General features: G+C 50.6%; 20 protein-coding genes and 1 riboswitch. Of the genes, 11 read left to right on the top strand and 9 right to left on the bottom strand.

Annotated features, from left to right (window positions below; translation table 11 throughout):
• The first annotated feature begins 45 nt into the window (after nt 1-45).
• From accC to GEOB_RS15175, 3 genes are all read left to right on the top strand, one after another.
• The gene (accC, locus tag GEOB_RS15185) at nt 46-1,386 is read left to right on the top strand and encodes an acetyl-CoA carboxylase biotin carboxylase subunit (protein ID WP_012648127.1); all 1,341 of its coding nucleotides are present in this window, start codon (nt 46-48) and stop codon (nt 1,384-1,386) included.
• Between the two features lie 2 nt (nt 1,387-1,388).
• Nucleotides 1,389-1,775, top strand: coding sequence for a glycine cleavage system protein GcvH (gcvH, locus tag GEOB_RS15180; RefSeq protein ID WP_012648126.1), 387 nt, complete (start codon nt 1,389-1,391; stop codon nt 1,773-1,775).
• A gap of 77 nt (nt 1,776-1,852) precedes the next feature.
• Nucleotides 1,853-2,674, top strand: coding sequence for a menaquinone biosynthetic enzyme MqnA/MqnD family protein (locus tag GEOB_RS15175; protein WP_012648125.1), 822 nt, complete (start codon nt 1,853-1,855; stop codon nt 2,672-2,674).
• A gap of 16 nt (nt 2,675-2,690) precedes the next feature.
• Here the strand turns inward: GEOB_RS15175 and GEOB_RS15170 are convergent, their stop codons facing one another.
• Both GEOB_RS15170 and GEOB_RS15165 read right to left on the bottom strand, forming a co-directional pair.
• Complete coding sequence (locus GEOB_RS15170; protein ID WP_012648124.1) at nt 2,691-3,143, bottom strand: NUDIX domain-containing protein; 453 nt, start codon at nt 3,141-3,143, stop codon at nt 2,691-2,693.
• Nucleotides 3,144-3,220: 77 nt separating this feature from the next.
• On the bottom strand, nt 3,221-3,514 hold the full coding sequence (locus tag GEOB_RS15165; RefSeq protein WP_012648123.1) for a PxxKW family cysteine-rich protein: 294 nt from the start codon (nt 3,512-3,514) through the stop codon (nt 3,221-3,223).
• A 225-nt stretch (nt 3,515-3,739) separates the two neighbouring features.
• Here GEOB_RS15165 and GEOB_RS15160 point away from each other — a divergent pair, with 225 nt between their 5' ends.
• From GEOB_RS15160 to GEOB_RS15130, 7 genes are all read left to right on the top strand, one after another.
• Nucleotides 3,740-5,158, top strand: coding sequence for a phosphoglucomutase/phosphomannomutase family protein (locus GEOB_RS15160; protein ID WP_012648122.1), 1,419 nt, complete (start codon nt 3,740-3,742; stop codon nt 5,156-5,158).
• 128 nt (nt 5,159-5,286) lie between these two features.
• Complete coding sequence (gene nifU / locus GEOB_RS15155) at nt 5,287-6,147, top strand: Fe-S cluster assembly protein NifU (RefSeq protein WP_012648121.1); 861 nt, start codon at nt 5,287-5,289, stop codon at nt 6,145-6,147.
• Nucleotides 6,144-7,316, top strand: coding sequence for a cysteine desulfurase NifS (gene nifS, locus GEOB_RS15150; RefSeq protein ID WP_012648120.1), 1,173 nt, complete (start codon nt 6,144-6,146; stop codon nt 7,314-7,316). Before nifU ends, nifS begins: the two co-directional genes overlap by 4 nt.
• Nucleotides 7,317-7,522: 206 nt before the next feature.
• On the top strand, nt 7,523-9,364 hold the full coding sequence (locus GEOB_RS15145) for a UbiD family decarboxylase (RefSeq protein ID WP_012648119.1): 1,842 nt from the start codon (nt 7,523-7,525) through the stop codon (nt 9,362-9,364).
• 29 nt (nt 9,365-9,393) lie between these two features.
• Complete coding sequence (locus tag GEOB_RS15140) at nt 9,394-10,137, top strand: TlyA family RNA methyltransferase (RefSeq protein ID WP_012648118.1); 744 nt, start codon at nt 9,394-9,396, stop codon at nt 10,135-10,137.
• Nucleotides 10,138-10,212: 75 nt separating this feature from the next.
• Nucleotides 10,213-10,557 carry a histidine triad nucleotide-binding protein gene (locus GEOB_RS15135; protein ID WP_012648117.1) on the top strand — a complete coding sequence of 115 codons (345 nt, stop codon included), beginning with the start codon at nt 10,213-10,215 and terminating at the stop codon, nt 10,555-10,557.
• Nucleotides 10,558-10,591: 34 nt separating this feature from the next.
• Nucleotides 10,592-11,131 carry a DUF4124 domain-containing protein gene (locus tag GEOB_RS15130; RefSeq protein WP_012648116.1) on the top strand — a complete coding sequence of 180 codons (540 nt, stop codon included), beginning with the start codon at nt 10,592-10,594 and terminating at the stop codon, nt 11,129-11,131.
• Nucleotides 11,132-11,221: 90 nt separating this feature from the next.
• On the opposite strand, the gene GEOB_RS15125 is transcribed toward GEOB_RS15130, so the two are convergent.
• Nucleotides 11,222-12,520: an Nramp family divalent metal transporter gene (locus GEOB_RS15125; protein WP_012648115.1), complete on the bottom strand. Its 1,299-nt coding sequence runs from the start codon at nt 12,518-12,520 to the stop codon at nt 11,222-11,224.
• A gap of 34 nt (nt 12,521-12,554) precedes the next feature.
• A complete protein-coding gene (locus GEOB_RS15120; RefSeq protein WP_012648114.1) occupies nt 12,555-13,811 on the bottom strand; it encodes a magnesium transporter in 1,257 nt (418 codons plus the stop codon).
• Nucleotides 13,812-13,883: 72 nt separating this feature from the next.
• Nucleotides 13,884-14,053: riboswitch (M-box (ykoK) riboswitch) on the bottom strand.
• A gap of 154 nt (nt 14,054-14,207) precedes the next feature.
• Here GEOB_RS15120 and lgt point away from each other — a divergent pair.
• Complete coding sequence (gene lgt / locus GEOB_RS15115; RefSeq protein WP_012648113.1) at nt 14,208-14,996, top strand: prolipoprotein diacylglyceryl transferase; 789 nt, start codon at nt 14,208-14,210, stop codon at nt 14,994-14,996.
• A gap of 1 nt (nt 14,997) precedes the next feature.
• Here lgt and GEOB_RS15110 read toward each other — a convergent pair whose 3' ends face one another.
• From GEOB_RS15110 to GEOB_RS15090, 5 genes are all read right to left on the bottom strand, one after another.
• Nucleotides 14,998-15,423: an ATP-binding protein gene (locus GEOB_RS15110; protein ID WP_012648112.1), complete on the bottom strand. Its 426-nt coding sequence runs from the start codon at nt 15,421-15,423 to the stop codon at nt 14,998-15,000.
• Between the two features lie 13 nt (nt 15,424-15,436).
• Complete coding sequence (locus GEOB_RS15105) at nt 15,437-15,772, bottom strand: STAS domain-containing protein (protein WP_012648111.1); 336 nt, start codon at nt 15,770-15,772, stop codon at nt 15,437-15,439.
• A gap of 110 nt (nt 15,773-15,882) precedes the next feature.
• Nucleotides 15,883-19,125: a SpoIIE family protein phosphatase gene (locus tag GEOB_RS15100; protein ID WP_012648110.1), complete on the bottom strand. Its 3,243-nt coding sequence runs from the start codon at nt 19,123-19,125 to the stop codon at nt 15,883-15,885.
• Nucleotides 19,125-19,382, bottom strand: coding sequence for a hypothetical protein (locus GEOB_RS15095; RefSeq protein ID WP_012648109.1), 258 nt, complete (start codon nt 19,380-19,382; stop codon nt 19,125-19,127). The genes GEOB_RS15100 and GEOB_RS15095 overlap by 1 nt, the downstream gene beginning before the upstream one ends.
• Entirely contained in the window at nt 19,373-20,851 is a 1,479-nt protein-coding gene (locus GEOB_RS15090; protein WP_230198965.1) for a bifunctional aminoglycoside phosphotransferase/ATP-binding protein, read from the bottom strand. Before GEOB_RS15090 ends, GEOB_RS15095 begins: the two co-directional genes overlap by 10 nt.
• Nucleotides 20,852-21,068 lie beyond the last annotated feature (217 nt).

The raw sequence follows: 21,068 nt of genomic DNA, 5'->3' as shown, positions 1-21,068 counted from the left end.
AATGTTTTTACCCCTCAAATGTCAATAATAATGGAGATCCTTTAGATGTTCCATAAAGTGCTCATTGCAAACCGTGGCGAAATTGCCCTTCGTATAATCAGGGCCTGTAAAGAGTTGGGAATTAAGACGGTTGCCGTTTTTTCCACTGCAGATAGCGAGTCTTTGCATGTCAAGCTTGCCGATGAAAGTGTCTGCATCGGACCTGCACCAAGTATCCATAGTTATCTGAATATAAATGCCATAATCAGCGCCGCGGAATTGACCGATGCAGAAGCAATTCATCCGGGATACGGGTTTCTCTCGGAGAATGCTGCTTTTGCTGAAATTTGCGAAAAATGTGGTATAACCTTTATCGGCCCATCGTCTGAGAGCATGCGCCTGATGGGGGATAAGATCAGCGCAAGACAGGCCGTCATCAAGGAAGGGGTGCCCATTCTTCCCGGTACGAAGGAAGGGGTCAACGATGTTAACGAGGCGGTCAAAATTGCCAAGAAAATCGGTTTTCCGGTAATAATCAAGGCTACCGCAGGTGGGGGCGGCAGAGGAATGAAGATAGTCCATTCCCCGGCGGCACTGCCCAATGCCTTTGCTACAGCAAGGGCGGAAGCACAAGCCGGCTTCGGCAATCCCGAGGTTTACATCGAAAAATACTGCGAAAACCCGCGCCATGTGGAGATTCAGGTTTTGGCCGACAAACATGGCAATGTCATTCATCTCGGCGAGCGCGACTGCTCCATCCAACGCCGGCATCAGAAAATAATTGAAGAGGCTCCTTCAACCGTAAGCACTCCTGAGTTGAGAAAAATCATGGGTGACGCAGCCGTTCGAGCGGCAAAAGCCGTCGGTTACAACAGCGTCGGTACCATGGAGTTTCTTGTCGACAAGAACAATGATTTCTTTTTTATGGAAATGAATACCAGGGTTCAGGTGGAGCATCCCGTTACTGAAATGGTTACCGGCGTCGACATCGTGCGCGAGCAGATTCGTTCTGCTGCGGGCCACAAACTTCGTTATAAGCAGAGTGATATCAAGATCAACGGCCATGCCATTGAGTGCAGGATCAATGCTGAAGATCCTGCCAAGTTTACTCCCTGTCCAGGGAAGATCACTTCTTATCATACCCCCGGTGGTCTTGGCGTCCGTGTCGATTCCTTTGTATATGACCAATATTCAGTGCTGCCTCACTATGATTCACTGATAGCCAAACTGATAGTCCATGCCGAAACCAGGGAAGATGCCATTAAACGCATGGCAAGGGCTCTTGACGAATACATCATCGAGGGGATTAAGACGACCATTCCCTTTCACAAGCGCATTATGGCAAACAAAGACTTCATAGAAGGGAACATAGATACAAGTTTCATCGAGAAGATGGTTCTGGAGTAATAATGGACTGCCCTGAAGAACTGAAATACAGCAAAGAACATCTGTGGGTCCGAGTTGAAGGTAACCGAGGAATCATCGGCATTACTGACTACGCCCAACAGGAACTTGGATCCATAACGGTTGTCGATCTTCCTGATGTTGGCGACGAACTTGAACAGGATGACTCGTTCGGCTCGGTGGAAGCAAGAAAGACAGTTGCAGAACTATATGCGCCTATTAGCGGCACTGTCAAAGAGGTAAATTCCGAACTTCACGGCACTCCGGAAATGGTCAATGATGATCCCTATGACAGTGGCTGGCTGGTGGTTGTCGATATGACAGATCCGGAGGAACTAAATCTGCTTATGACGGCGGACGTCTACGAAGATCATCTTGCAGATAACTCCTAAAAATTCAACGCCTGATAACTTTTTAAGGTGAGACGCTTTGTCTCACCTTTTTATTTTTATGTGTAAGAGGTTCAACAATGGAAATCAGAATAGGCGAAATAGAATATGCCAATTGTACTCCCATATTTACAGCCCTAAAGAAGAACTTCGACTGTAGTGGATATCATTTTGTCAGGGAAGTGCCTTCTGCGCTGAACGCCATGCTCTCCAAAGGGGAAGTGGATGTAAGTCCTTCATCATCCATAGAGTATGGAAAATCTTTTGAGAAGTATTGCCTTATGCCAAAGATATCAATCAGCTCCATCGGCGCAGTAAAAAGTGTCTTTCTCTTTTCGCGCGTACCCATTGAGAATCTGCATAAAAAGACTATCGGTCTTACAACCGAGTCCGATACCTCTGTTAACCTACTAAAGATAATTTTGAAAAAGAAATATGGTCACGACAATGAATACCAAAGGACACCGCTTCCATTGAAGGAGGCGCTCCAGGCAAATGAGGGTTTGCTCCTTATCGGTGATGCGGCGTTGAAAGCGTCTCTTTCGGAACATAATTTCCATGTTTATGATCTGGGTCAGCAGTGGTATGAGTTTACCGGTCTACCCTTTGTCTTTGCGCTGTGGATTGTGAGGCGTGAGGCTGCTGCTCAGAAGCACACAGAGATGTTGCTTCTCCGGGACAATCTGCTCCTTGCCAAGAAGCTGGCCTACGATTCATATGATTCGATAGCCCTGGATAGTAGAGAGAGGGAATGGATGAGCGCGTCAGCGCTTGTGGACTACTGGAAGACGATCTCATACGACCTGACAGCAGATCATCTCAAGGGGCTGGAGACCTTTTACCGGTATGCTGCAGAAATGGAATTGATCCCGACCCAGCCTGAGATTTCACTGTTTTCCTGATGAAACCTGTTTCTGTTCAGATATTACCCTGTGACTTCATGCGGCGATAGTCATCTAGAATCTGCCGGTGATCAAAGCATAACTCTTGAGGAAGCTTCTCCAGCGGGAAGATGGTCAGCGCTGCTGCATCGTCGGCAGCCTTTGGAATGCCCTGGGCGGTGGCTGCATAGACTGTAGAGATAGTATGGGCACGTTTGTCCCTGCCGGGGTCGGAGTAGCATCCTAGCAGTCGCAGGTTGCTGATCTGCAAGGAGGTTTCTTCCTGTGCCTCCCGAACGGCAGCATCTTCCAACGACTCGCCATAGTCGACAAAGCCGCCTGGGATAGCCCATCCGTAAGGCTCGTTTTTTCGCTCGATCAGAATGATCCCTTCATTGATTTCAATGATGATATCAACGGTAGGGAAGGGGTTGCGGTAAGATCTGACCTTTTCACCACATTTTGGACAATCGAGATAGTCAAATGGCAAAGGACTTCCTCCTTTCCAGGGAAATAAAAAAAGGGAGGATGAACTCCTCCCTTTCCTGTACCACTGTTTGCGGTTGGTTACTTCTTCTTGCCACCGCCGGAAGCTTTCTTGGATGCCTTGAGCGGGTTGACCTTGGTTTCTTCGCTCTTTATCTCAACCTTCACATGAGTGGCAAAGTTGCACAAGCCGGCTGACCATTTCTTTTCGGGAGCGGGATAAGCGCTGCAGACCTTGCCGATGCTGCTGTCAACAATCCTTTCACAACCCTCACAATTCTCAACCACAATCTGGCAAGAGCCTTCAGCAAATACACAACCCTGTTTCCCCCAAAAGGTACACTCGGCACCGGGAAGTACTGTTTGACACTGCATTGATATTCCTCCTGTTTCTTTTGCTTCGTGATCGTTCAGCAGCATTCACTCTAACAATTTTAAAAGAATAATGTCAACAGGAAAATCCCCTGCAAAAGTCTGTTCTCCTTGACTCCGCATAGCCTATATATTAACCTTGTGATGGGTTTCATTGCGGTTAATTTCCGGGGTATTACAGTTTCGGATGGAAGCGAATGCAATTTATTTTACCTAAGGAGTAATGTTATGCAACGTATTAGTTTCGGTACATCCGGCTGGCGCGGAATCGTTTGCGACGATTTCATCTTTGAAAATGTCAAGGTGGTTACCCAGGCCATTGCCGATAACGTGATTGCCGCCGGGGAAAAGGAAAAAGGGGTAATAGTCGGCTACGACTCTCGTTTCATGGGTGAGCAATTTGCCAATGAAGCTGCCCGTGTCTTGACCGGTGCAGGGATAAGGACCTTTCTCTGTACCAGGGACACACCCACACCGGTAATTGCATTTGAAATACTGCGCCGCAAGGCGGCCGGCGCCATTAACTTTACTGCCAGCCACAACCCTCCTGAATATAATGGCATCAAGTTTTCTCCTTCCTGGGGAGGACCGGCTTTACCCGAAACAACGCGTGATATCGAACGGCGAGCCAACGAAATGCTGGGGGAGGTCTGCTACAAGGAATGTGATCTTGATGATGCCAGGCGTGACGGCAAATTAGTGGAAATAGACCCACTGCAAACATACCTTGATGACCTGTCCACCAAGGTTGATTTTGCCGCCATTGCCCGATTGGGCAAAGTGGCGGTCAATCCGCTCTATGGTACCGGGCGTGGCTATCTGGCTGAACCGTTGCGTGCCCATGGTGTAGACGTTGTGGTGATAAATGAACATCGTGATCCATATTTTGGCGGTTTTCCTCCCGAACCCTCAGAAAAATATATCCAGGATTTCATAAACCTTGTTAAAAGCGATCCCGAAATCAAACTGGGTATTGCCACGGATGGGGACGCGGACCGGTTCGGCATTGTTGACGAAGATGGTTCATTCATCGAACCCAACTATATTATTGCCCTGCTCCTCGACTATCTGGTCAGGGTGAGGGGGCTTAAGGGAGGAGTTGCCAGGAGCGTCGCGACCTCCAGTCTTGTCGATGCTGTGGCGGCAAAACATGGTATTGAAGTCTTTGAAACTCCGGTAGGTTTCAAATACATCGGTGAGCTTATCAGCCGGGACAAGATTATCATTGGCGGCGAAGAGAGTGCCGGCCTGACCATAAAGGGTCATGTGCCGGAAAAGGATGGCATACTTGCCTGTCTGCTGGTGGCGGAAATGGTCGCCCGCGAGGGACAGCCGGTACGCACGCTCCTGGAAAGACTTTATGGGCAGGTGGGGCGCTTTGTTACCAAACGGGAGAATATCACCCTGGCCCCGGAGATTGAGGCTGTTTTCGCCGATAAATTGAAAGCAACTCCGGCTGTTATTGCCGGAGTGAAATTGAAGGAAACAGTGACTATTGACGGCACCAAGTTCCTCCTTGAAGACGGCAGCTGGCTCCTGTTCCGCAAATCGGGAACGGAACCAGTGGTGCGCCTCTATGCGGAAGCACCATCAGAAGAACGGCTCAAGGAACTTTTGGCTGCCGGCAGAAAATTAATACTTGAGTGAATTTGTAATATATTGTAAATATATGTATGTGCTAAAGGCGCAAAGGTAATTGCTGAAAGAGGTGCCTCATGCTTCTTTTACAAGCTTTGTGCCTTTGCCTTATATATGGTTGAGAAAAAGGAGGATGTATGTGGGACTATACAGAAAAGGTGAAAGACCATTTTCTGAATCCGAGAAATGTCGGTTCAATAGAGGATGCGGATGCCGTTGGTGAGGTTGGTAGTCTTGCCTGTGGCGATGCACTCAAGCTATTCCTCAAACTGGATGAACAAAAGAAGCGTATTGTAGATGCCCGCTTTCAGACCTTTGGTTGCGGTAGCGCCATTGCCTCCTCTTCGGCTTTGACCGAAATGGTGAAAGGGAAAACCCTGGATGAAGCGTTGCAGATTTCCAATCAGGAGATAGCCGATTTTCTTGGCGGTCTGCCTGAAGAGAAGATGCATTGTTCGGTCATGGGACAGGAGGCTCTGGAGGTTGCCATAGCCAAATATCGGGGCGTGGCTGTGCCGAAGCATGATCACGAACATGGCGATGCAGATATGCAGGGGGAAATAGTCTGCAAGTGCTTTGGTCTGACCGACGTCTTCCTGAAAAAGGTTATTGCCTCAAACAAACTGCATACCGCCGAGCAGGTCACCCATTTTACCAAGGCCGGTGGTGCCTGTGGCGGCTGCATTCCAAAAATCAAAGAGCTTATCGCCGAAGTTATGGGTGAAGAAAAGAAAGCTGAAGAAAAAAAACCGGGCAAGCTGACCAACATGCGCAAAATGCAGCTTATCCAGGAGACCCTGGAGAATGAGGTACGCCCGCAACTGTGGGCTGATGGCGGGGACCTGGAGCTGATTGACATAGACGGCGGCAAGGTACAGATTGCTTTCCGCAAAGCCTGCGCCGGTTGTGCTTCTTCCGGATTTACGGCGAAATTCGTCGAGCAGAAACTTCGCGAACTGGTATCCGATGATATTACAGTGGAGGAGGTCCAGGGATGAAGGAAATTTATCTCGACAACAATGCCACAACAAAGGTGGATGAGGCTGTCTTTGAAGAGATGCGCCCCTATTTTTGCGAGCTGTATGGCAACCCTAGTTCCATGCATTTTTTCGGTGGCCAGGTGCAGAAGAAGGTTGACGAGGCCCGGAACCGGGTTGCCGCTCTTTTGGGGGCACTCCCCGAAGAGATTATCTTTACCGCCTGCGGCACGGAGAGCGATAATGCCGCCATTCGGTCAGCCCTTGAGGTTTTTCCCGAGAAGCGGCATATCATCACCACCCGTGTGGAGCACCCCGCTGTCCTGACCCTGTGCCGCAACCTGACCAAAAAGGGATACCGGGTCACCGAGCTGAACGTGGACAATGCCGGCCGGCTTGATCTCAACGAACTCAGGTCTGCCCTTGACGATAACACCGCCATCGTTTCGGTGATGTATGCAAATAACGAGACTGGGGTCATCTTTCCTGTGGAAGAAGTTGCGGCCATTGCCAAGGAAAAAGGGGCGCTCTTCCATACCGATGCGGTCCAGGCAGTGGGAAAAATTCCCCTCAACATGGCTGCTTCTTCCATCGACATGCTTTCCCTGTCGGGGCACAAGTTGCATGCACCCAAGGGAATCGGCGTCCTTTACGTGCGCAAGGGCGTTCCTTTCAGGCCATTCATGGTCGGGGGACACCAGGAGAAAGGACGCAGGGCGGGTACGGAAAGCACCTCATCCATAATAGCCCTTGGCAAGGCCTGCGAGTTGGCCACAAAATTCATGGAAGATGAGAATACAAGAGTGAAAGGGATGCGTGACCGGCTTGAAAGAGAGCTAATGGCCCTTATCCCCAGTGCCCGTGTTAACGGAGGGGCTGCCGACCGCCTTCCCAACACGACTTCCATCGCCTTTGAGTTTGTAGAAGGAGAGGCTATTCTGCTGCTGTTGAGCGAAAATGGCATCTGTGCTTCATCCGGCAGTGCCTGTACTTCAGGCTCACTGGAGCCATCCCATGTGCTTCGTGCCATGGGGGTGCCATTTACCTGTGCCCACGGCTCGATCAGGTTCTCCCTGTCTCGCTTTACCACCGATGGGGATATCGATGCCGTTATTCGCGAACTGCCCCCGGTCGTCAACCGTCTGCGTGAAATGTCTCCTTTCGGCAGAGAATTTCTGCAGTCAAAATAGGAAAAGCTTCACCTCAAACAGTAAAACAGAGCGCCCTGCCATTTAATTTTTCATGGCGGGGCGTTTTTCTCTTTCAGGTGTTTTTAAGAATCCACCTGGTCCGGATCTTCCGGTGTTCGCAGAGTGTTTGCTGTTGACTTGAACAGGCAGGTGCATTACAAAAACATTCGAAGACACATTGATGTGAATTGGAGCAGTGTATTTAAATGGGCTATCGAAATTTGCAGGAGTGCGTCAAAGATCTGGAGGCGGGGGGGAAACTCCTCCGCATTAACCATGAGGTGGATGCCGAGCTTGAGGCGGGCGCCATCCAGCGCCGTGTTTATCAGGCCGGTGGGCCGGCGTTATTGTTTACCAACGTACGCGGCTGCAGGTTCCCAATACTGGGCAATCTCTTCGGTACCCTGGAAAGGACCAGGTACATTTTCAGGGATACCTTGAAGGACATGGAGCGCCTGGTAGCAATGAAAGTAAACCCGAGGGCAGCGGTCAAAGACCCCCTTGGATTTGTCGGTACTTTGCCGGCGGCTATCCATCTGTTGCCGAAAAAAGTGTCGAGCGGACCAGTCATGGAAATGCAGACCACCATCGACCAGCTGCCGCAGCTGAAATCATGGCCCGATGACGGCGGGGCCTTCATCACTTTGCCGCAAGTCTATTCGGAGAGTGCGGCAACGCCTGGCCTGCGCCATTCCAACCTGGGCATGTACCGGGTGCAGCTTTCCGGGGGCAAGTACCGTCCCAATGGGGAGATCGGCCTCCATTACCAGATTCACCGGGGTATCGGTGTTCACCATGCGGAAGCTCTGGAGCGCCGCCTGCCGTTCCGCGTCAATATCTTTGTCGGCGGTGCACCATCCATGACCGTGGCGGCGGTCATGCCCCTCCCTGAAGGGATGCCGGAAATATCCTTTGCCGGGTTGCTGGGAGGTCATCGACTGGAGATGGCCTGCAGGAATGGAGAATTACCCATGGCAGCAGAGGCTGATTTCTGTATCACCGGCATTGTCGATACCGATAGAGCCCTCCCTGAAGGACCGTTCGGCGACCATTTGGGCTATTACAGCCTGGCCCACGATTTTCCCGTTGTCCGCGTCGAGAAAGTCTATCACCGCCGCGACGCCATCTGGCCTTTTACGACGGTTGGCAGGCCGCCCCAGGAAGATACCTCCTTCGGTTCATTCATCCACGAAATCACGGGGCCACTCATCCCCACGGTCATTCCCGGTGTGCGAGCGGTTCATGCCGTCGATGCGGCAGGAGTGCATCCGCTTCTGCTGGCCTTGGGAAGCGAGCGCTATGTCCCCTATGCCGGAGAAAGGGAACCACAGGAACTGCTTACCATTGCCAACGCTATCCTGGGCCAGGGCCAGCTTTCCCTTGCCAAGTACCTTTTCATCGGTGCCCAAGAGGATAATCCGGCACTGGACATCCATGACATTCCCGCGTTCCTTCGGCATGTGCTGGAGAGGGTCGACTGGAGGCGCGATCTCCATTTCCAGACCAGCACCACCATCGATACCCTGGATTATTCGGGAAGCGGCCTCAATTCCGGTTCCAAAGTGGTGATCGCTGCAGCAGGCAACAAACGGCGGGAGCTGCCCTCGATTTTACCAGGCGATTTTTCGCTGCCGAGCGGATTCGCCGCGCCACGTGTCTGCCTGCCTGGGATTCTGGCCATTCGCGGCCCCCGGTGCACCACCGGCCCCAATTGTCCGGATCCGGTTGTTGAGGATTTCTGTCGTCAGTTCGGTCAAAGCCATCCTCTCATTTCCTTTCCCTTGGTGGTGATTGTCGATGATAGTGAATTCACCGCCAGAACCTTGAACAATTTTCTCTGGGTCACCTTTACCAAATCGAATCCCGCTTCTGATACCTACGGCATCGGCGCAACCGACGTGAGCAAACACTGGGGCTGCACCGGCCCACTGATAATCGATGCCAGAACCAAGGAATACCATGCGCCACCACTGATCCCGGATCCGGCCATTGAAAGAAAGGTCGATGCTTTGGGCGCTCCGGGCGGTGTTCTCCATGGGATTATCTGAAATGAGCATTAAGATGGGAACCGAAAAAAGTGGCTAAAGAGAGGCTGGATAAGATTCTGCTCGATCGGAGACTGGCGCCTTCACGGGAACGGGCCAAGGCGCTGATCATGGCCGGGCAGGTGGTGGTGGACGACCATCTGGCCGATAAGGCCGGACAAATGGTTGCCGTCGATGCGGAAATACGCCTGAAAGGGGAGGTGCTTCCCTTTGTCAGTCGTGGTGGCTTAAAGCTGCAAAAGGCCCTCGATGAATTCGCCATAGACGTAACCGGCCTGGTTGTCATGGATGTTGGGGCATCTACCGGCGGTTTCACCGATTGCCTGCTCCAGCGCGGGGCAGCAAAGGTTATTGCCGTCGATGTGGGCTATGGTCAGCTGGCATGGAAGCTCCGCCAGGATGAACGGGTAATCAATCTGGAGAAGACCAACATCCGTTATCTGGAGCAGGAAAAGTTGGGAGAGGTTCCCCAGATGGCAGTCATCGATGCCTCCTTCATATCTTTGGACAAGGTGCTGCCGCCGGTACTTAATCTTATTTCGCCTTCTGCCGTTGTAGTAGCTCTCATCAAGCCGCAGTTCGAGGTCGGGCGCGGTGAGGTGGGGAAGGGGGGAGTGGTGCGGGACGTAAAGAAACATGCAGAGGTTATTTCTGTTATTACTGCCCTGGCGCTTGACCTGAAGCTGAAAGTAAAAGGCATTACCGAGTCTCCCATACTTGGACCAAAAGGAAACCGGGAATTTCTCATTTACCTGTCAAAGCCGGGCAATGAATGAGTATTTCTTGAAAAACGGCATCCAGCGGAGTATAAACAACTATTGAAATTTTTTCACAGAAAGGGAGGGGGCTGCATGACGGATTGTCTCTTCTGCAGGATGATTAAAGGCGAAATCCCAGTCAAGCCGGTCTTCGAGGACGACCAGCTTTTGGTGATCCAGGACATTGCTCCGGTTGCGCCGCAACATCTGCTTGTCATCCCTAAAAAGCATGTGGCCAATACCCTTGACCTTCAACCGGAGGACGAAGCCCTGATAGGACATGTGTTTCGGGTCGCTGCAGCCATCGCCCGCGAAAGAGGCATTGCTGAGGACGGTTTCCGTGTCGTCAACAACAATAATGCCGGAGCGGGTCAGTCGGTATTTCACATTCACTTTCACCTTCTCGGTGGGAGGCAGTTCAACTGGCCTCCCGGCTAACAACACAGATAGATTAATCAAGTGGAGGAATTGCATGAAAACCTTACTAGTATTTTCTCTTCTCCTTTTTGCTGTGCCGGCATTCGCCGTGACCTATGAATGGACTGATGAGAGAGGAACGGTCAATTTTACGGAAGATTTGGGCAATGTGCCTAAAAAGTACCGCAAGCGCGTAAAAATACTGGGGGCAGAAGAGGATTCTCAACCCCGGGTAATCGAGACGGACAATGGCGAAAAGGGAAAGACTACGGCGGAAGAGGGGCAGAGCAAGGTAAGGGAAGATGTTGCCGGAGCGGAAACCAAAAAGAAGCCTGCCGTTTATGGTGGTAAGAATGAAGCTGCCTGGAAGGCCGAATACGGAAAGCTTTCAGCTGATGTCAAGGCTGCAGAAGAACAACTGGATCAACTGAATGGGCGTCTGGGCGATACAACCAGGATGTCCCGTGCAGAGTACTTAAGCCTTCAGCATACGGTAAAGAACACGGAATCGAGACTTAACGACCTGAGAAAGAAGCTGGATGCCTTTAACGCATCTGCGGCAAAGGCTGGTGTGCCACCGAATGTGATGGAATAGCAGGTAAGACTGAAAAAGCCCGGCATGCCGGGCTTTTCTATTTTTACTTCAAAGGGAGGCACTGCTCAAGTTACCGGCGCAGACCTTGGTTCAAAACCCGAATATTCTTCCCACTGCACCGGGAGACAGCAGATCTGCGGTCATGAGTAGCGTCAGGCCAATCATGACAACAACGGTGATCCAGGCAATAAAATTGAATACATGACCATTGGTATGGTTACCCATCAGGCTTTTGTCATTGATCAGGAGCAGCATGAAGATGAGAACGAAGGGAAGCACTGTGCCGTTTACCACCTGCGAAATGAACATGATCATGATCAGTGGGACGTTGGGCAGGAGAATGGTAAGCGCGCTGATGACGATGATGATGGTGAAAAGCCAGAAAAACTGGGGCGCCTGCCTGAAATCCTTGTCGATCCCCGACTCCCATCCCATTCCTTCGCAGACGTAGTAGGAAGTGGAAAGGGGGAGGATGCAGGCGGCAAAGAGTGAAGCATTGAAAAGGCCGAAGGCGAACAGTGATGATGCATACTCTCCCACCAGGGGTTTAAGGGCGAGAGCGGCATCTGCAGCGGTCTCCACCTTTAGCCCCTGCAGGTTTATGGTGGCGGCGCAGGCAACGACGATGAAAAAGGCGACGACGATGGCCATCAGGCAGCCGACTATGACATCCATCCGGGAAAAGCTGTACTGTTCTATGGTTATTCCCTTTTCGACGACGGCGGATTGCTGGTAGAACTGCATCCATGGAGCAATGGTCGTACCGACGACACCGATGAGGGTGATCAGGTAGCCGCTGTCCATGCGGAAACTGGGGACTACGGTTGCCTTAAGAACTGTGCCCCATTGGGGGCCGGCCATGAATGCTGCGACAGGGTAGGCTATATAAACCATGCAAGCCACGAGGAAGACCTTTTCCACTACCTTGTAGGAGCCCTTCACCACCAGAAGCCATACCAGGACGGCACTTATGGGGACGGACACATATTTGCTGATGCCGAACAACTCAAGGCTGGCGGCAATTCCGGCGAATTCGGAAACGGAGTTGCCCATGTTGGTGAGCAGGAGGGCGATCATTACATAGAAAGTTACCTTTACGCCGAATGACTCCCGTATCAGGTCCGACAGCCCCTTGCCCGTCACCGCTCCCATGCGGGCGCACATCTCCTGAATAACAACCAGGGCAATCATGGTCGGGATCATGACCCAAAGAAGGGTGTAGCCGTAGTGGGCGCCGGCCAGTGAATAGGTGGTTATGCCGCCGGCATCGTTATCCACGTTGGCGGTAATTATTCCCGGCCCGAGGATGGCGAGAAAGAGAAAGATGTTCTTTCTGTTCACCTTGCGGATGGGCTTGAACAACTTCGTTATGCTGATGCCGGTAAACATTTATCGTCCAAATCCTTTGAGTTTTCTGATACTGCTAATGGTGGTGATATCGTCTGCGTTTCAGGGCGTAAGGCAGGAACATTTCCAGGACATCGTCAACCGTTACCAACCCTGCCATCTTTTCTTCCTTGTCAAGAACCGGCACAGCTATCAGGTTGTACTTGGCTATGATTTCGAGAATTTCTTCCGGGGTGGATTCAACACCCACTGTCTTCAGATTGGTGGTCATGAGTTCGGAGACAGGTTCTTCCTCATGGGCCAGAATTAATTCCTTCAGACTGATGACCCCCTGTAAGCGCTCTTCCTTATCCACAACATAAATGTAATAGACCGTTTCCACATCCGGGGCCAAAAGCCTTACCACCTTCATGGCATCAGCAACCATGAGCTCGCTGGATACAGACAGAAACTCACTGTTCATCAGTCCGCCGGCGGTATCTTCTTCGTGTTCCATGAGTTCCTGAATATCCTCAGCCTCTTCCTCATCCATCAAACCCAGCAGCTCCTGGGCCTTTTCTTCGGGGAGGTCGCCGAGGACGTCGGCCGCTTCGTCAGGATCCATTTCTTCCAGGATGTCAGAGGCCTGCTCACTGTCCAGCTGGCTGATGATGCGGCTTCTGAGCTCTGGTTCCAGTTCATGAATGGCTTCACCTGCGGTTTCCGTATCCAGGGAGTTCAAAACGGTCTGGATGTTTTTGGCAGGTATTCTGGAGATGATATGGGCAAGGTCGGCAGGGTGAAGTTCCTGCATCTGTTCCCGGGCAACGGTCAGAGTCAGCCGGGACAGGTTCATTTCCAGCAGTTGCACATATTCCCAGCTGATATGCTGGTGTGCCAGCTTGATCTTCATAAAGCTGGCAATTTTTTCTCCGAGGCGTTCATACCCAAGGCGGCGCAGCAGCCCTCTGAAGCCGATATCGACGAAGAATATGCAGAGGTGGTCCTTGTAGCTGCCAAGCTTCAGGTCATTGACCCGAACCACCTTCGCCCCGTTGACGTCCACAATCTGTTTGTCGAGGATGTGGCGTTTGACGAGGATCTCGTTCTCTCTGGGCAGATATTCGGGAGTATGGCTTGAGGTGCCGGATACGGAAATGACATAACGGTTGAAAAGGGAGATGCGTTTCCAGGGCAGGGCCAGGACCCGCGAGCCCTTTTTTACCAAAAGGTGCGAGACTTGGGGAAACACTTCGCCGGGAACCATGATCAGGTCCCATAATTTGCCGATCTCGTGCCCCTGGGCGTTGATGACGGTCTTTCCCAGCACGGTACTGAGAAAGATCTCGCTCATTATGTCCTTTTGGTCTGTATTCACAAGAAAAGGCCCTTTCAGGGAGAAAGGGCCTCATGCGCAAAAGGACACCATTTTCCCCTGGTTTGAGTTTTAGCAGAGCACAACGTAGGTGAACCACCACCAGCTACCTTAGATAAAGCCTTAATCCGACTGAATCTGGTCTACCGCATTGGCGTCTTTCGACGTTTCTGGGCAGTAGCTTCTGTTTGTGCTAACGCCTCTTCCTAACGAGGAATTTCCTGAAATTTATATGCCCCGAGACATTTTTTGTCAACCGTTTGTTGTCCCTCGGGGGCTGCCCATCTCCATAAAGTTTTTCTGCATGGATGTCTCAGCGTTGACACTGCAGTAGTTTGTTGTTACCTTAAGGCAAACTTCCTCTGGAGCCTTCTAATGAAATTTCCGGATTTCGATCCCGTCTTTCTGCGCATCGGTCCCCTTCAGTTCCGCTGGTACGGTCTCATGTACATCATCGGATTCATTGCCGCGTATTTCATAATCAAGGCAGGGGTGAAAAAAAAGCATCTTCCCTTGAGCAAGGACGATGTGGCAGATCTTATCTTCACTGTGGCTCTCGGTGTAATATTGGGTGGTCGTCTAGGCTACATACTATTCTACGATCTGCAGGTATATCTGGCAAAACCCCTTGAAATATTTGCCGTCTGGCATGGCGGGATGTCCTTCCATGGAGGACTGTTGGGTGCCATCGCAGCTGGTTTTTATTATATCAGAAAGAAAAGGATCGGCTTCTATCAGATTGCCGACATCGGCTTCATTGCCGGGCCGGTCGGTCTTTGTCTCGGCAGGATAGGCAATTTCATCAACGGAGAACTTTACGGGCGCGTTACCAACGTGCCATGGGGAGTGGTATTTCCCGGTGCAGGAAACTTGCCGCGTCATCCTTCCCAGTTGTATGAGGCCATACTGGAGGGTCCACTAATGTTTTCGATACTATGGCTTTTAGGTAGACGGAAACATCCGGAGGGGGCGGTTTTCTGGTCATTTATCGGTTTGTATGGCCTGTTCAGGTTTATCGTTGAGTTCTTCAGGGAACCGGATGCCCAGCTTGGCCTTGTTGCGGGCAGGTTCTCCATGGGGCAGATGCTAAGCTTGCCGATGGCGTTGCTTGGGTGCGGGATGATCGTGTGGCTGTACCTCAGGGACAAAAGGCATTCCAACTGACTTATTGCAGCTTCTTTTTCATTTCCAGAATGTTGCCGTCGCACATTTTTTTGTAAGACACTGAGTCCATCAGCGATTTTATCATGAAAATGCCGCGACCCCGGTCTTCCAGTTCCTCGAAATCGGGGGGGGGGATGATATTGATATCGAACCCTTGTCCCGAATCGAACACCTTGATTGTCAGCTCGCTTTCACAGATATTGATGATGATGTGCACCAGGTTGTCTGAATCTTCACTGCCGGCATGTTTTATGGCATTTACCATGGCTTCTGTCAGCACAAGATTCAGATGATAGGCCAGCGTATCCCTGTCGCCTGTATATCTGACCAGTTCCTTGGCAATGTCTTCACCGATCCGGCCTATGAGACTCAAGTAGCGGGTCTGATTGGGGACCTTGATATCTACCTCTATCTCGTTTCTTTCCATCTGAGCCTCACATTTAGAAGTTTTCAAGTGCTTCTGCGGTAGAGGGAAATATTTCAAAAACCCTGTGCAACCTGGTCAGTTCGAACATTGATTTTACCTGTGACTGCAGGGTCGAAAGCTTCAGGTTGCCCTGATGGGAAATGGCGTTTTTGAATCCGGAGACGAGGGCTCCCAGCCCGGAACTGTCGATGAAGCGAACATCTTTCAGGTCGATGAGCATGTTTTTTCGGCCCTGTTCGAAAAGCTTCTGCACCTCGACCTTCAATTCACCTGAATTATGGGCGTCAAGTCTTTCCTCATTAACATAAATGATCACTATGTCATTCTTTAGTTCAGTCCGCAGATTCATGATGTGCCCCCTCTGAAACGGGATATGATTGTTGTATCATTAATTTCATAGTTTATAACACCGCAGCACCACCTTCAACAAATTGTTTTTAGCTGCGCCCCGCTTTTTTGTCAGTCGATCTTCATTATTATCATTGAGATGTCATCTTCCAGTGGTTTAGACCCGGCAAACTGAGTAACTTCAGCCAGCACCTTCTCCATAATTCTGTCGGGTGATTCCTGAGACATCCCATTGAGGATCATGCAGAGCCTGTCCACGCCAAAAAGTTCTCCTGCGTCGTTTTGTGCCTCTATGATACCATCCGTATACAATAGTACCAGATCACCCGCATGCAGCTGAAATAGCTTTTCTTCGAAGGAAACTGAGCGGTTTATGCCGAGTATGAGCCCTTCTGCATCCAGTTCGATGCAGGCTGATCCTCGCGGGTTCATGATCAATGGCGGGTTGTGACCCGCATTTGCATAGCGGAGAAGTCTGGTGCCTGCATCGTAACTGGCATAAAACATGGTGATGAAAAGTTCCGCCCTGGTCAAGTCCTCATACAGTAGCCCATTCAGCGAGGCAAGGACTTCACTGCTGGATGTGGTCAGTGGTACCTGTGCCCTGAGAACGCTACGTGTCTCGACCATGATCAGTGCGGCTCCCACACTGTGTCCGGAAACATCGGCGATTATCAGGTCAACCTTGTCTTTACCACGAACAAAGAAATCATAATAATCACCACCCACATGTGCGGCAGGAACGCAGCAACTGGCAAAGCGCACCCCCGGCAGATCGGGGGGAGAAGCGGGCAGCAGTGAAAGCTGTATCTGTTTGGCAATCTCCATGTCCCGTACAACCCGTGCGTTTTCCAACAGGGCTGCCTCTTTCTGTTGCCGTTCCTTCTCCTTTGCTTCACGCTCCGAAACGATCCTGACTGCCTGGGCAAGCTGGCCGGCAAGGCTTCCCAGCAGTTGGAGGAAAGGTTCGGTAAATAATCCGATAATCGACTTGGAGAATACTGAGAGTATGCCGACCGGCGGTTCACCTTCGCTGGCGATGGGAATGTGGGCGAAGGATTTTATCCCTTCACGTTCCATGATCTCCTTTGATTTCTGCTTGGTCAGGTATCGGGTGTCGTTGACAAATTCGGTTCTGTTGCTGAGAAATGCTTCCCCGATGTGGGTATCTATTTCAGGAACCCAGTTGTTCTTCGTTATCTGCTGATCTTCAGGTCCGATATAGGCAGTGACGGTCAAAATGCCTTTTTCGTCCACAAGCCTGATTATGCAAAGATCGAATTTGAACTCCTTCTGCAACAATTCCAGCAGGTCTTTCATGATGATTTTCAGATCCAGGGAGCGGTTCATGATCTCCGATGCCCTGAGCCTTACGAAAAGCGCCTCTCTGCTCTGGTCGAGGGAGGTGCGGACAGTGCTGAATATGTCGTAGACCGACTCCATCTTCGAACCGACGTCGGTGAGATAGCTTTCGACAACGGCCCCCGCCGCTGCAGCGCCAAGGGAACCGGCCAAAGTCTTTTCAATGAAGCGCTTCAGGTCGGGCAGCTCGAACTCTGAAACTCCACCCCGGCTGTCAATCTCCCTGTTGCCTATGTAGTCGCTGATTGCCGCATGGGCCTGGGCTTCACCGATAAATTTCGCCATCAGGTTTACGAACTGCAGAATGGTCACCGGCTTGGAAAGACGCTTGGTTTCCCATCGAGCCTTGCCCCTTTCGGGGGATAAGACATCAATGAATCTCCTTGCCTGCTCCTGTTCTTTTTCGTCCTGATCTGTCAGGATGGAGAGTATCAGATATGTGCCCAAGTTGAAAAAGAGGCTCCAGAACAGGGCATGACTCCACATGTCGAACCCGGTAAGGCCGAAGAGTTCAGTGGGCCTCAGAAAGCGGAGCCCGAACGGTCCGTTGGTCATGATGTCGCTGTTCCACCATCCGGATCTTATAAATGAAGGGACCAGCAAAGTGTAAAACCAGACGATAAAGCCGAGGAACATACCGGTGATGGCGCCGACTTTGTTGCCACGGTGCCAGTAGAGGCCGCCGAGCACGGCAGGGGCGAACTGGGCGGCGGCGGCAAAGGAAATGAGCCCCATGGTCACAAGCATATATGTCTCGCCGACGATATTCTGATAGAAGTAGCCGAGAAAGACCACCAGGAAGATCCCGCCCCTCTTGGTGTTGATGAGCAGCTCAGGAAACCAGGTTCGCGGTTTCAGTCTTATTACGATCGGCATGATGACATGATTGAGCAGCATGGTTGAAATGGTGACCGATTCAACCATCACCATGCCGGCGGCTGCGGAAAAACCGCCAATATAGGCAATGAGCGCTATCCACTGGTTTCCTGTCTGTAAAGGGATAGTCAGGACGAAGTAATCTGAATTGAGATTGCTGCCGGTGATGAGAATGCCACCCATTGCGATGGGCATGACGAAGATGTTGATCAGAAACATGTAGAAGGGGAAAAGCCACATGGCTTTGGTGATGTGTTTTTCTGAAGAGTTCTCTATGGCCATTATCTGAAACTGTCTCGGGAGAAACATGATAGCCCCCATTGACAGATACAGCATGGTGAACAAAGTTGTATAGGAGGTTTCCTGTTCATCACCTAAGGTTATCAGTTGTTCAGTAAGGACAGGATCTTTCACGTACATGCGTTGGAAAATGTCGCCGATGCCGTCAAAGAGGAAATAGGTGACAAAGATGCCGACGGTGAGAAAAGCCACGAGTTTGACTATGGATTCAACTGCAATGGCTGCAACCATCCCCTCATGACGTTCCGATGACACGAGGTGCCGGGCGCCGAAAATGACGCTGAAAGCAGCCAGTATCAGGGCGGAAAAAAAGCCTGGGTGGGGTGAGGGGAGGGAAATGCTGTCCATGAAACGCAGATGGAAATCCGGATGGCCAGTCAGGATGGAAAAGGCGCTGGAAACAGCTTTGAGTTGCAGTGCGATGTAGGGCATTATACCGGTAATGGAGATGATGGTAACCAGTGCGCCAAGCCACTGGGACTTGCCATAGCGAGAGCTGACGAAGTCGGCCAGTGATGTGGTGTTGTTTTCTTTGGTTACCCGGATGATCTTGCGTAGCAGAAACCACCAGGAAAAGGCTGTCAGTGAAGGCCCCAGATAGATGAGTATGAAATCCAGACCGGTTGTGGCTGCCTTGCCTACGCTGCCGTAAAAGGTCCAGGATGTGGCATAAACGGCGATTGAAAGAGAATAGACAACTGCATTGGAGGTAATGCTTTGGCCTTCTCTCTGCTTTTTGTCAGCCAGGTAAGCTACCAGAAAGAGGAGAGCTATATAGAGGATTGATATCCCCCAGACCAGTTCGGCACTGACCATTAACTGCGCCCCTTGTGGTTGTTGTTCTTGTCGGCAAAATGATTTGCTTTGGTGAAAAGGAAGATGACAAAGATGGAGATGAGCCAGCCCAGTTGCAAATAAAGGTAAAGAAGAGGCAGGTCAAAGAAGTAAATCGGCTTGTTGAAAATGGATATGAAGGGATAATTCATCATGATGATCCCCAGAATGAAAAAGATCACCCATGACTCTCTGGTCCGCAGACTCAGCAAAAGCAACTGTTTGAGTTTCATGCGCATTGGATCAGCTCCAGTTTACCGAGAAGATGATCGATATTATCCAATAAAGGGGCGGAACTATCAATGGGAATTGTTTTCCCTTCATTTTCTTCCAACGGCTGAAACTCTGACTTTTGCCGGTGGAACAGATCCCATCTGCCGTCGGATAATGCCAGAGGGTCCTTATCGCGCTGCATAAGGCGCTTTTTGGTGATTTGATCGGGACAAGACAATGAGATAATAACGAAATCAACGCCCAGTTTTTCTGCCACAAGTCTGAACGCCAAACGATCTGACCTGCGTCGGAATGTGGCATCGACGATGATGCTGTTTCCTGCAGCCAGGGCATGTTCACTGCGAATAAGAAGTTCTTTGTAGGTTGCATCTGTCCAGCTTTGGCTATATATCCCTTCACCGTAGTCACTTCTGTCCTTTGCCGATTCGGCAATTTCTTTTCTTATGGCATCCGAAACAGTGGTTTCAAGTCCCAATTCCAATGCCAGTGCCTTGGTCAATGAGCTTTTGCCGCTCCCCATCAGGCCACAGGTTATGAAAAGCGTAGGCTTAAGTCGTTGCCGCAACTGGTAGCCCCGTGCCAGATGGAAATAAAGGCTCGCCCTTTGTCCGGCCAACTCTTTTTCCCCCGCAGGAATCTCCGGCTCTTGCAGTTTGAAGCTTTCCACCTTGCCTCGGACAACGGCACGATAGGTCTTGTAGAAATCAATCAACGCCGTCAGTCCCTTATCCCCGGTCTGCAACAGGTATTCATCCAGCAGAACATCACCCAGGTAGCTCTTTCTGTTGTAGTCCAGGTCCATGAGCAGAAAAGCCAGATCTGCAGCTGTGTCACAGCAACGGAATCGTTTATTGAACTCAATGCAATCAAAAATGCAGACTGTATCAGTGAGGCATATATTCTCTGAGTGTATGTCACCGTCACATTCCCTGATGAAACCTTTTTCGGTTCTTTCCAGAAACAGGTGCCGGTTTTGATCAATGAAGCTGCTTACCCATGACTTGAGAAACTGCAGCTGACACCCGGAAATCGAAATGCCGACAAACTCTTGCAACTGGTGAAAATTTTCTTCCCAGTTGTAAATTATGCTGTCGAGGCTGCCATAGCTGTCTGTTTCAGGGTTGCGTTCTGCAGCCCTATGAAAATCGGCAATAGTCGCTGCAATGCGACGCATGTCCATTTCCGAAACATTATTTTCCCTGAGTAGGACATGCAGCATTCGCTCTTCCGGCAGTCTTTTCATCTTTACGGCATAGTCGACTATCCTGCCTTCTCCGTCGATGAAAATTCCTGACCGGGTTTTCCTGATCTCTACAACACCCAGATAAATATCTGGACAAAGACGACGATTCAGACGGACCTCTTCCTGGCAGTAAAAGCGCCTTCGATCCATGGTGGTAAAATCGAGAAAACCGAAATTGACAGGTTTTTTGATCTTATAGACATAATGGTCGGTTATAAGAAGAAATGACACATGGGTCTGCAGGAGTTTTACTGAGGATGTTTTTTCAGGGAAGGCTCGCAGATTCAGCAATGATCTTATCCACTTTTGAGCCATTGGCAGTCCTTAAGCTTTTGATTTCATTTGCAAATGGTATCACATTAACCCTGCATGGCAACCGGCGGAAAATGATAAAGTTTGTTTGACGCTATTCCCTATTTATGTTAGCTTTTCATGTGCTGCTAATTCT

This window comes from Geotalea daltonii FRC-32, assembly GCF_000022265.1.
GTDB lineage: Bacteria > Desulfobacterota > Desulfuromonadia > Geobacterales > Geobacteraceae > Geotalea > Geotalea daltonii.
Note: the sequence above shows the minus strand (reverse complement) of the source record. Positions and strands in the feature narration are given on the sequence as shown.

What these genes read in the sequence shown, in the direction of transcription:
- accC (WP_012648127.1), top strand. Translation starts at nt 46, where the DNA reads ATGTTCCATAAAGTGCTCATTGCAAACCGTGGCGAAATTGCCCTTCGT.
- gcvH (WP_012648126.1), top strand. Translation starts at nt 1,389, where the DNA reads ATGGACTGCCCTGAAGAACTGAAATACAGCAAAGAACATCTGTGGGTC.
- GEOB_RS15175 (WP_012648125.1), top strand. Translation starts at nt 1,853, where the DNA reads ATGGAAATCAGAATAGGCGAAATAGAATATGCCAATTGTACTCCCATA.
- GEOB_RS15165 (WP_012648123.1), bottom strand. Translation starts at nt 3,514, where the DNA reads ATGCAGTGTCAAACAGTACTTCCCGGTGCCGAGTGTACCTTTTGGGGG.
- GEOB_RS15160 (WP_012648122.1), top strand. Translation starts at nt 3,740, where the DNA reads ATGCAACGTATTAGTTTCGGTACATCCGGCTGGCGCGGAATCGTTTGC.
- nifU (WP_012648121.1), top strand. Translation starts at nt 5,287, where the DNA reads ATGTGGGACTATACAGAAAAGGTGAAAGACCATTTTCTGAATCCGAGA.
- nifS (WP_012648120.1), top strand. Translation starts at nt 6,144, where the DNA reads ATGAAGGAAATTTATCTCGACAACAATGCCACAACAAAGGTGGATGAG.
- GEOB_RS15145 (WP_012648119.1), top strand. Translation starts at nt 7,523, where the DNA reads ATGGGCTATCGAAATTTGCAGGAGTGCGTCAAAGATCTGGAGGCGGGG.
- GEOB_RS15135 (WP_012648117.1), top strand. Translation starts at nt 10,213, where the DNA reads ATGACGGATTGTCTCTTCTGCAGGATGATTAAAGGCGAAATCCCAGTC.
- GEOB_RS15130 (WP_012648116.1), top strand. Translation starts at nt 10,592, where the DNA reads ATGAAAACCTTACTAGTATTTTCTCTTCTCCTTTTTGCTGTGCCGGCA.
- GEOB_RS15125 (WP_012648115.1), bottom strand. Translation starts at nt 12,520, where the DNA reads ATGTTTACCGGCATCAGCATAACGAAGTTGTTCAAGCCCATCCGCAAG.
- GEOB_RS15120 (WP_012648114.1), bottom strand. Translation starts at nt 13,811, where the DNA reads ATGAGCGAGATCTTTCTCAGTACCGTGCTGGGAAAGACCGTCATCAAC.
- lgt (WP_012648113.1), top strand. Translation starts at nt 14,208, where the DNA reads ATGAAATTTCCGGATTTCGATCCCGTCTTTCTGCGCATCGGTCCCCTT.
- GEOB_RS15110 (WP_012648112.1), bottom strand. Translation starts at nt 15,423, where the DNA reads ATGGAAAGAAACGAGATAGAGGTAGATATCAAGGTCCCCAATCAGACC.
- GEOB_RS15105 (WP_012648111.1), bottom strand. Translation starts at nt 15,772, where the DNA reads ATGAATCTGCGGACTGAACTAAAGAATGACATAGTGATCATTTATGTT.
- GEOB_RS15100 (WP_012648110.1), bottom strand. Translation starts at nt 19,125, where the DNA reads ATGGTCAGTGCCGAACTGGTCTGGGGGATATCAATCCTCTATATAGCT.
- GEOB_RS15095 (WP_012648109.1), bottom strand. Translation starts at nt 19,382, where the DNA reads ATGCGCATGAAACTCAAACAGTTGCTTTTGCTGAGTCTGCGGACCAGA.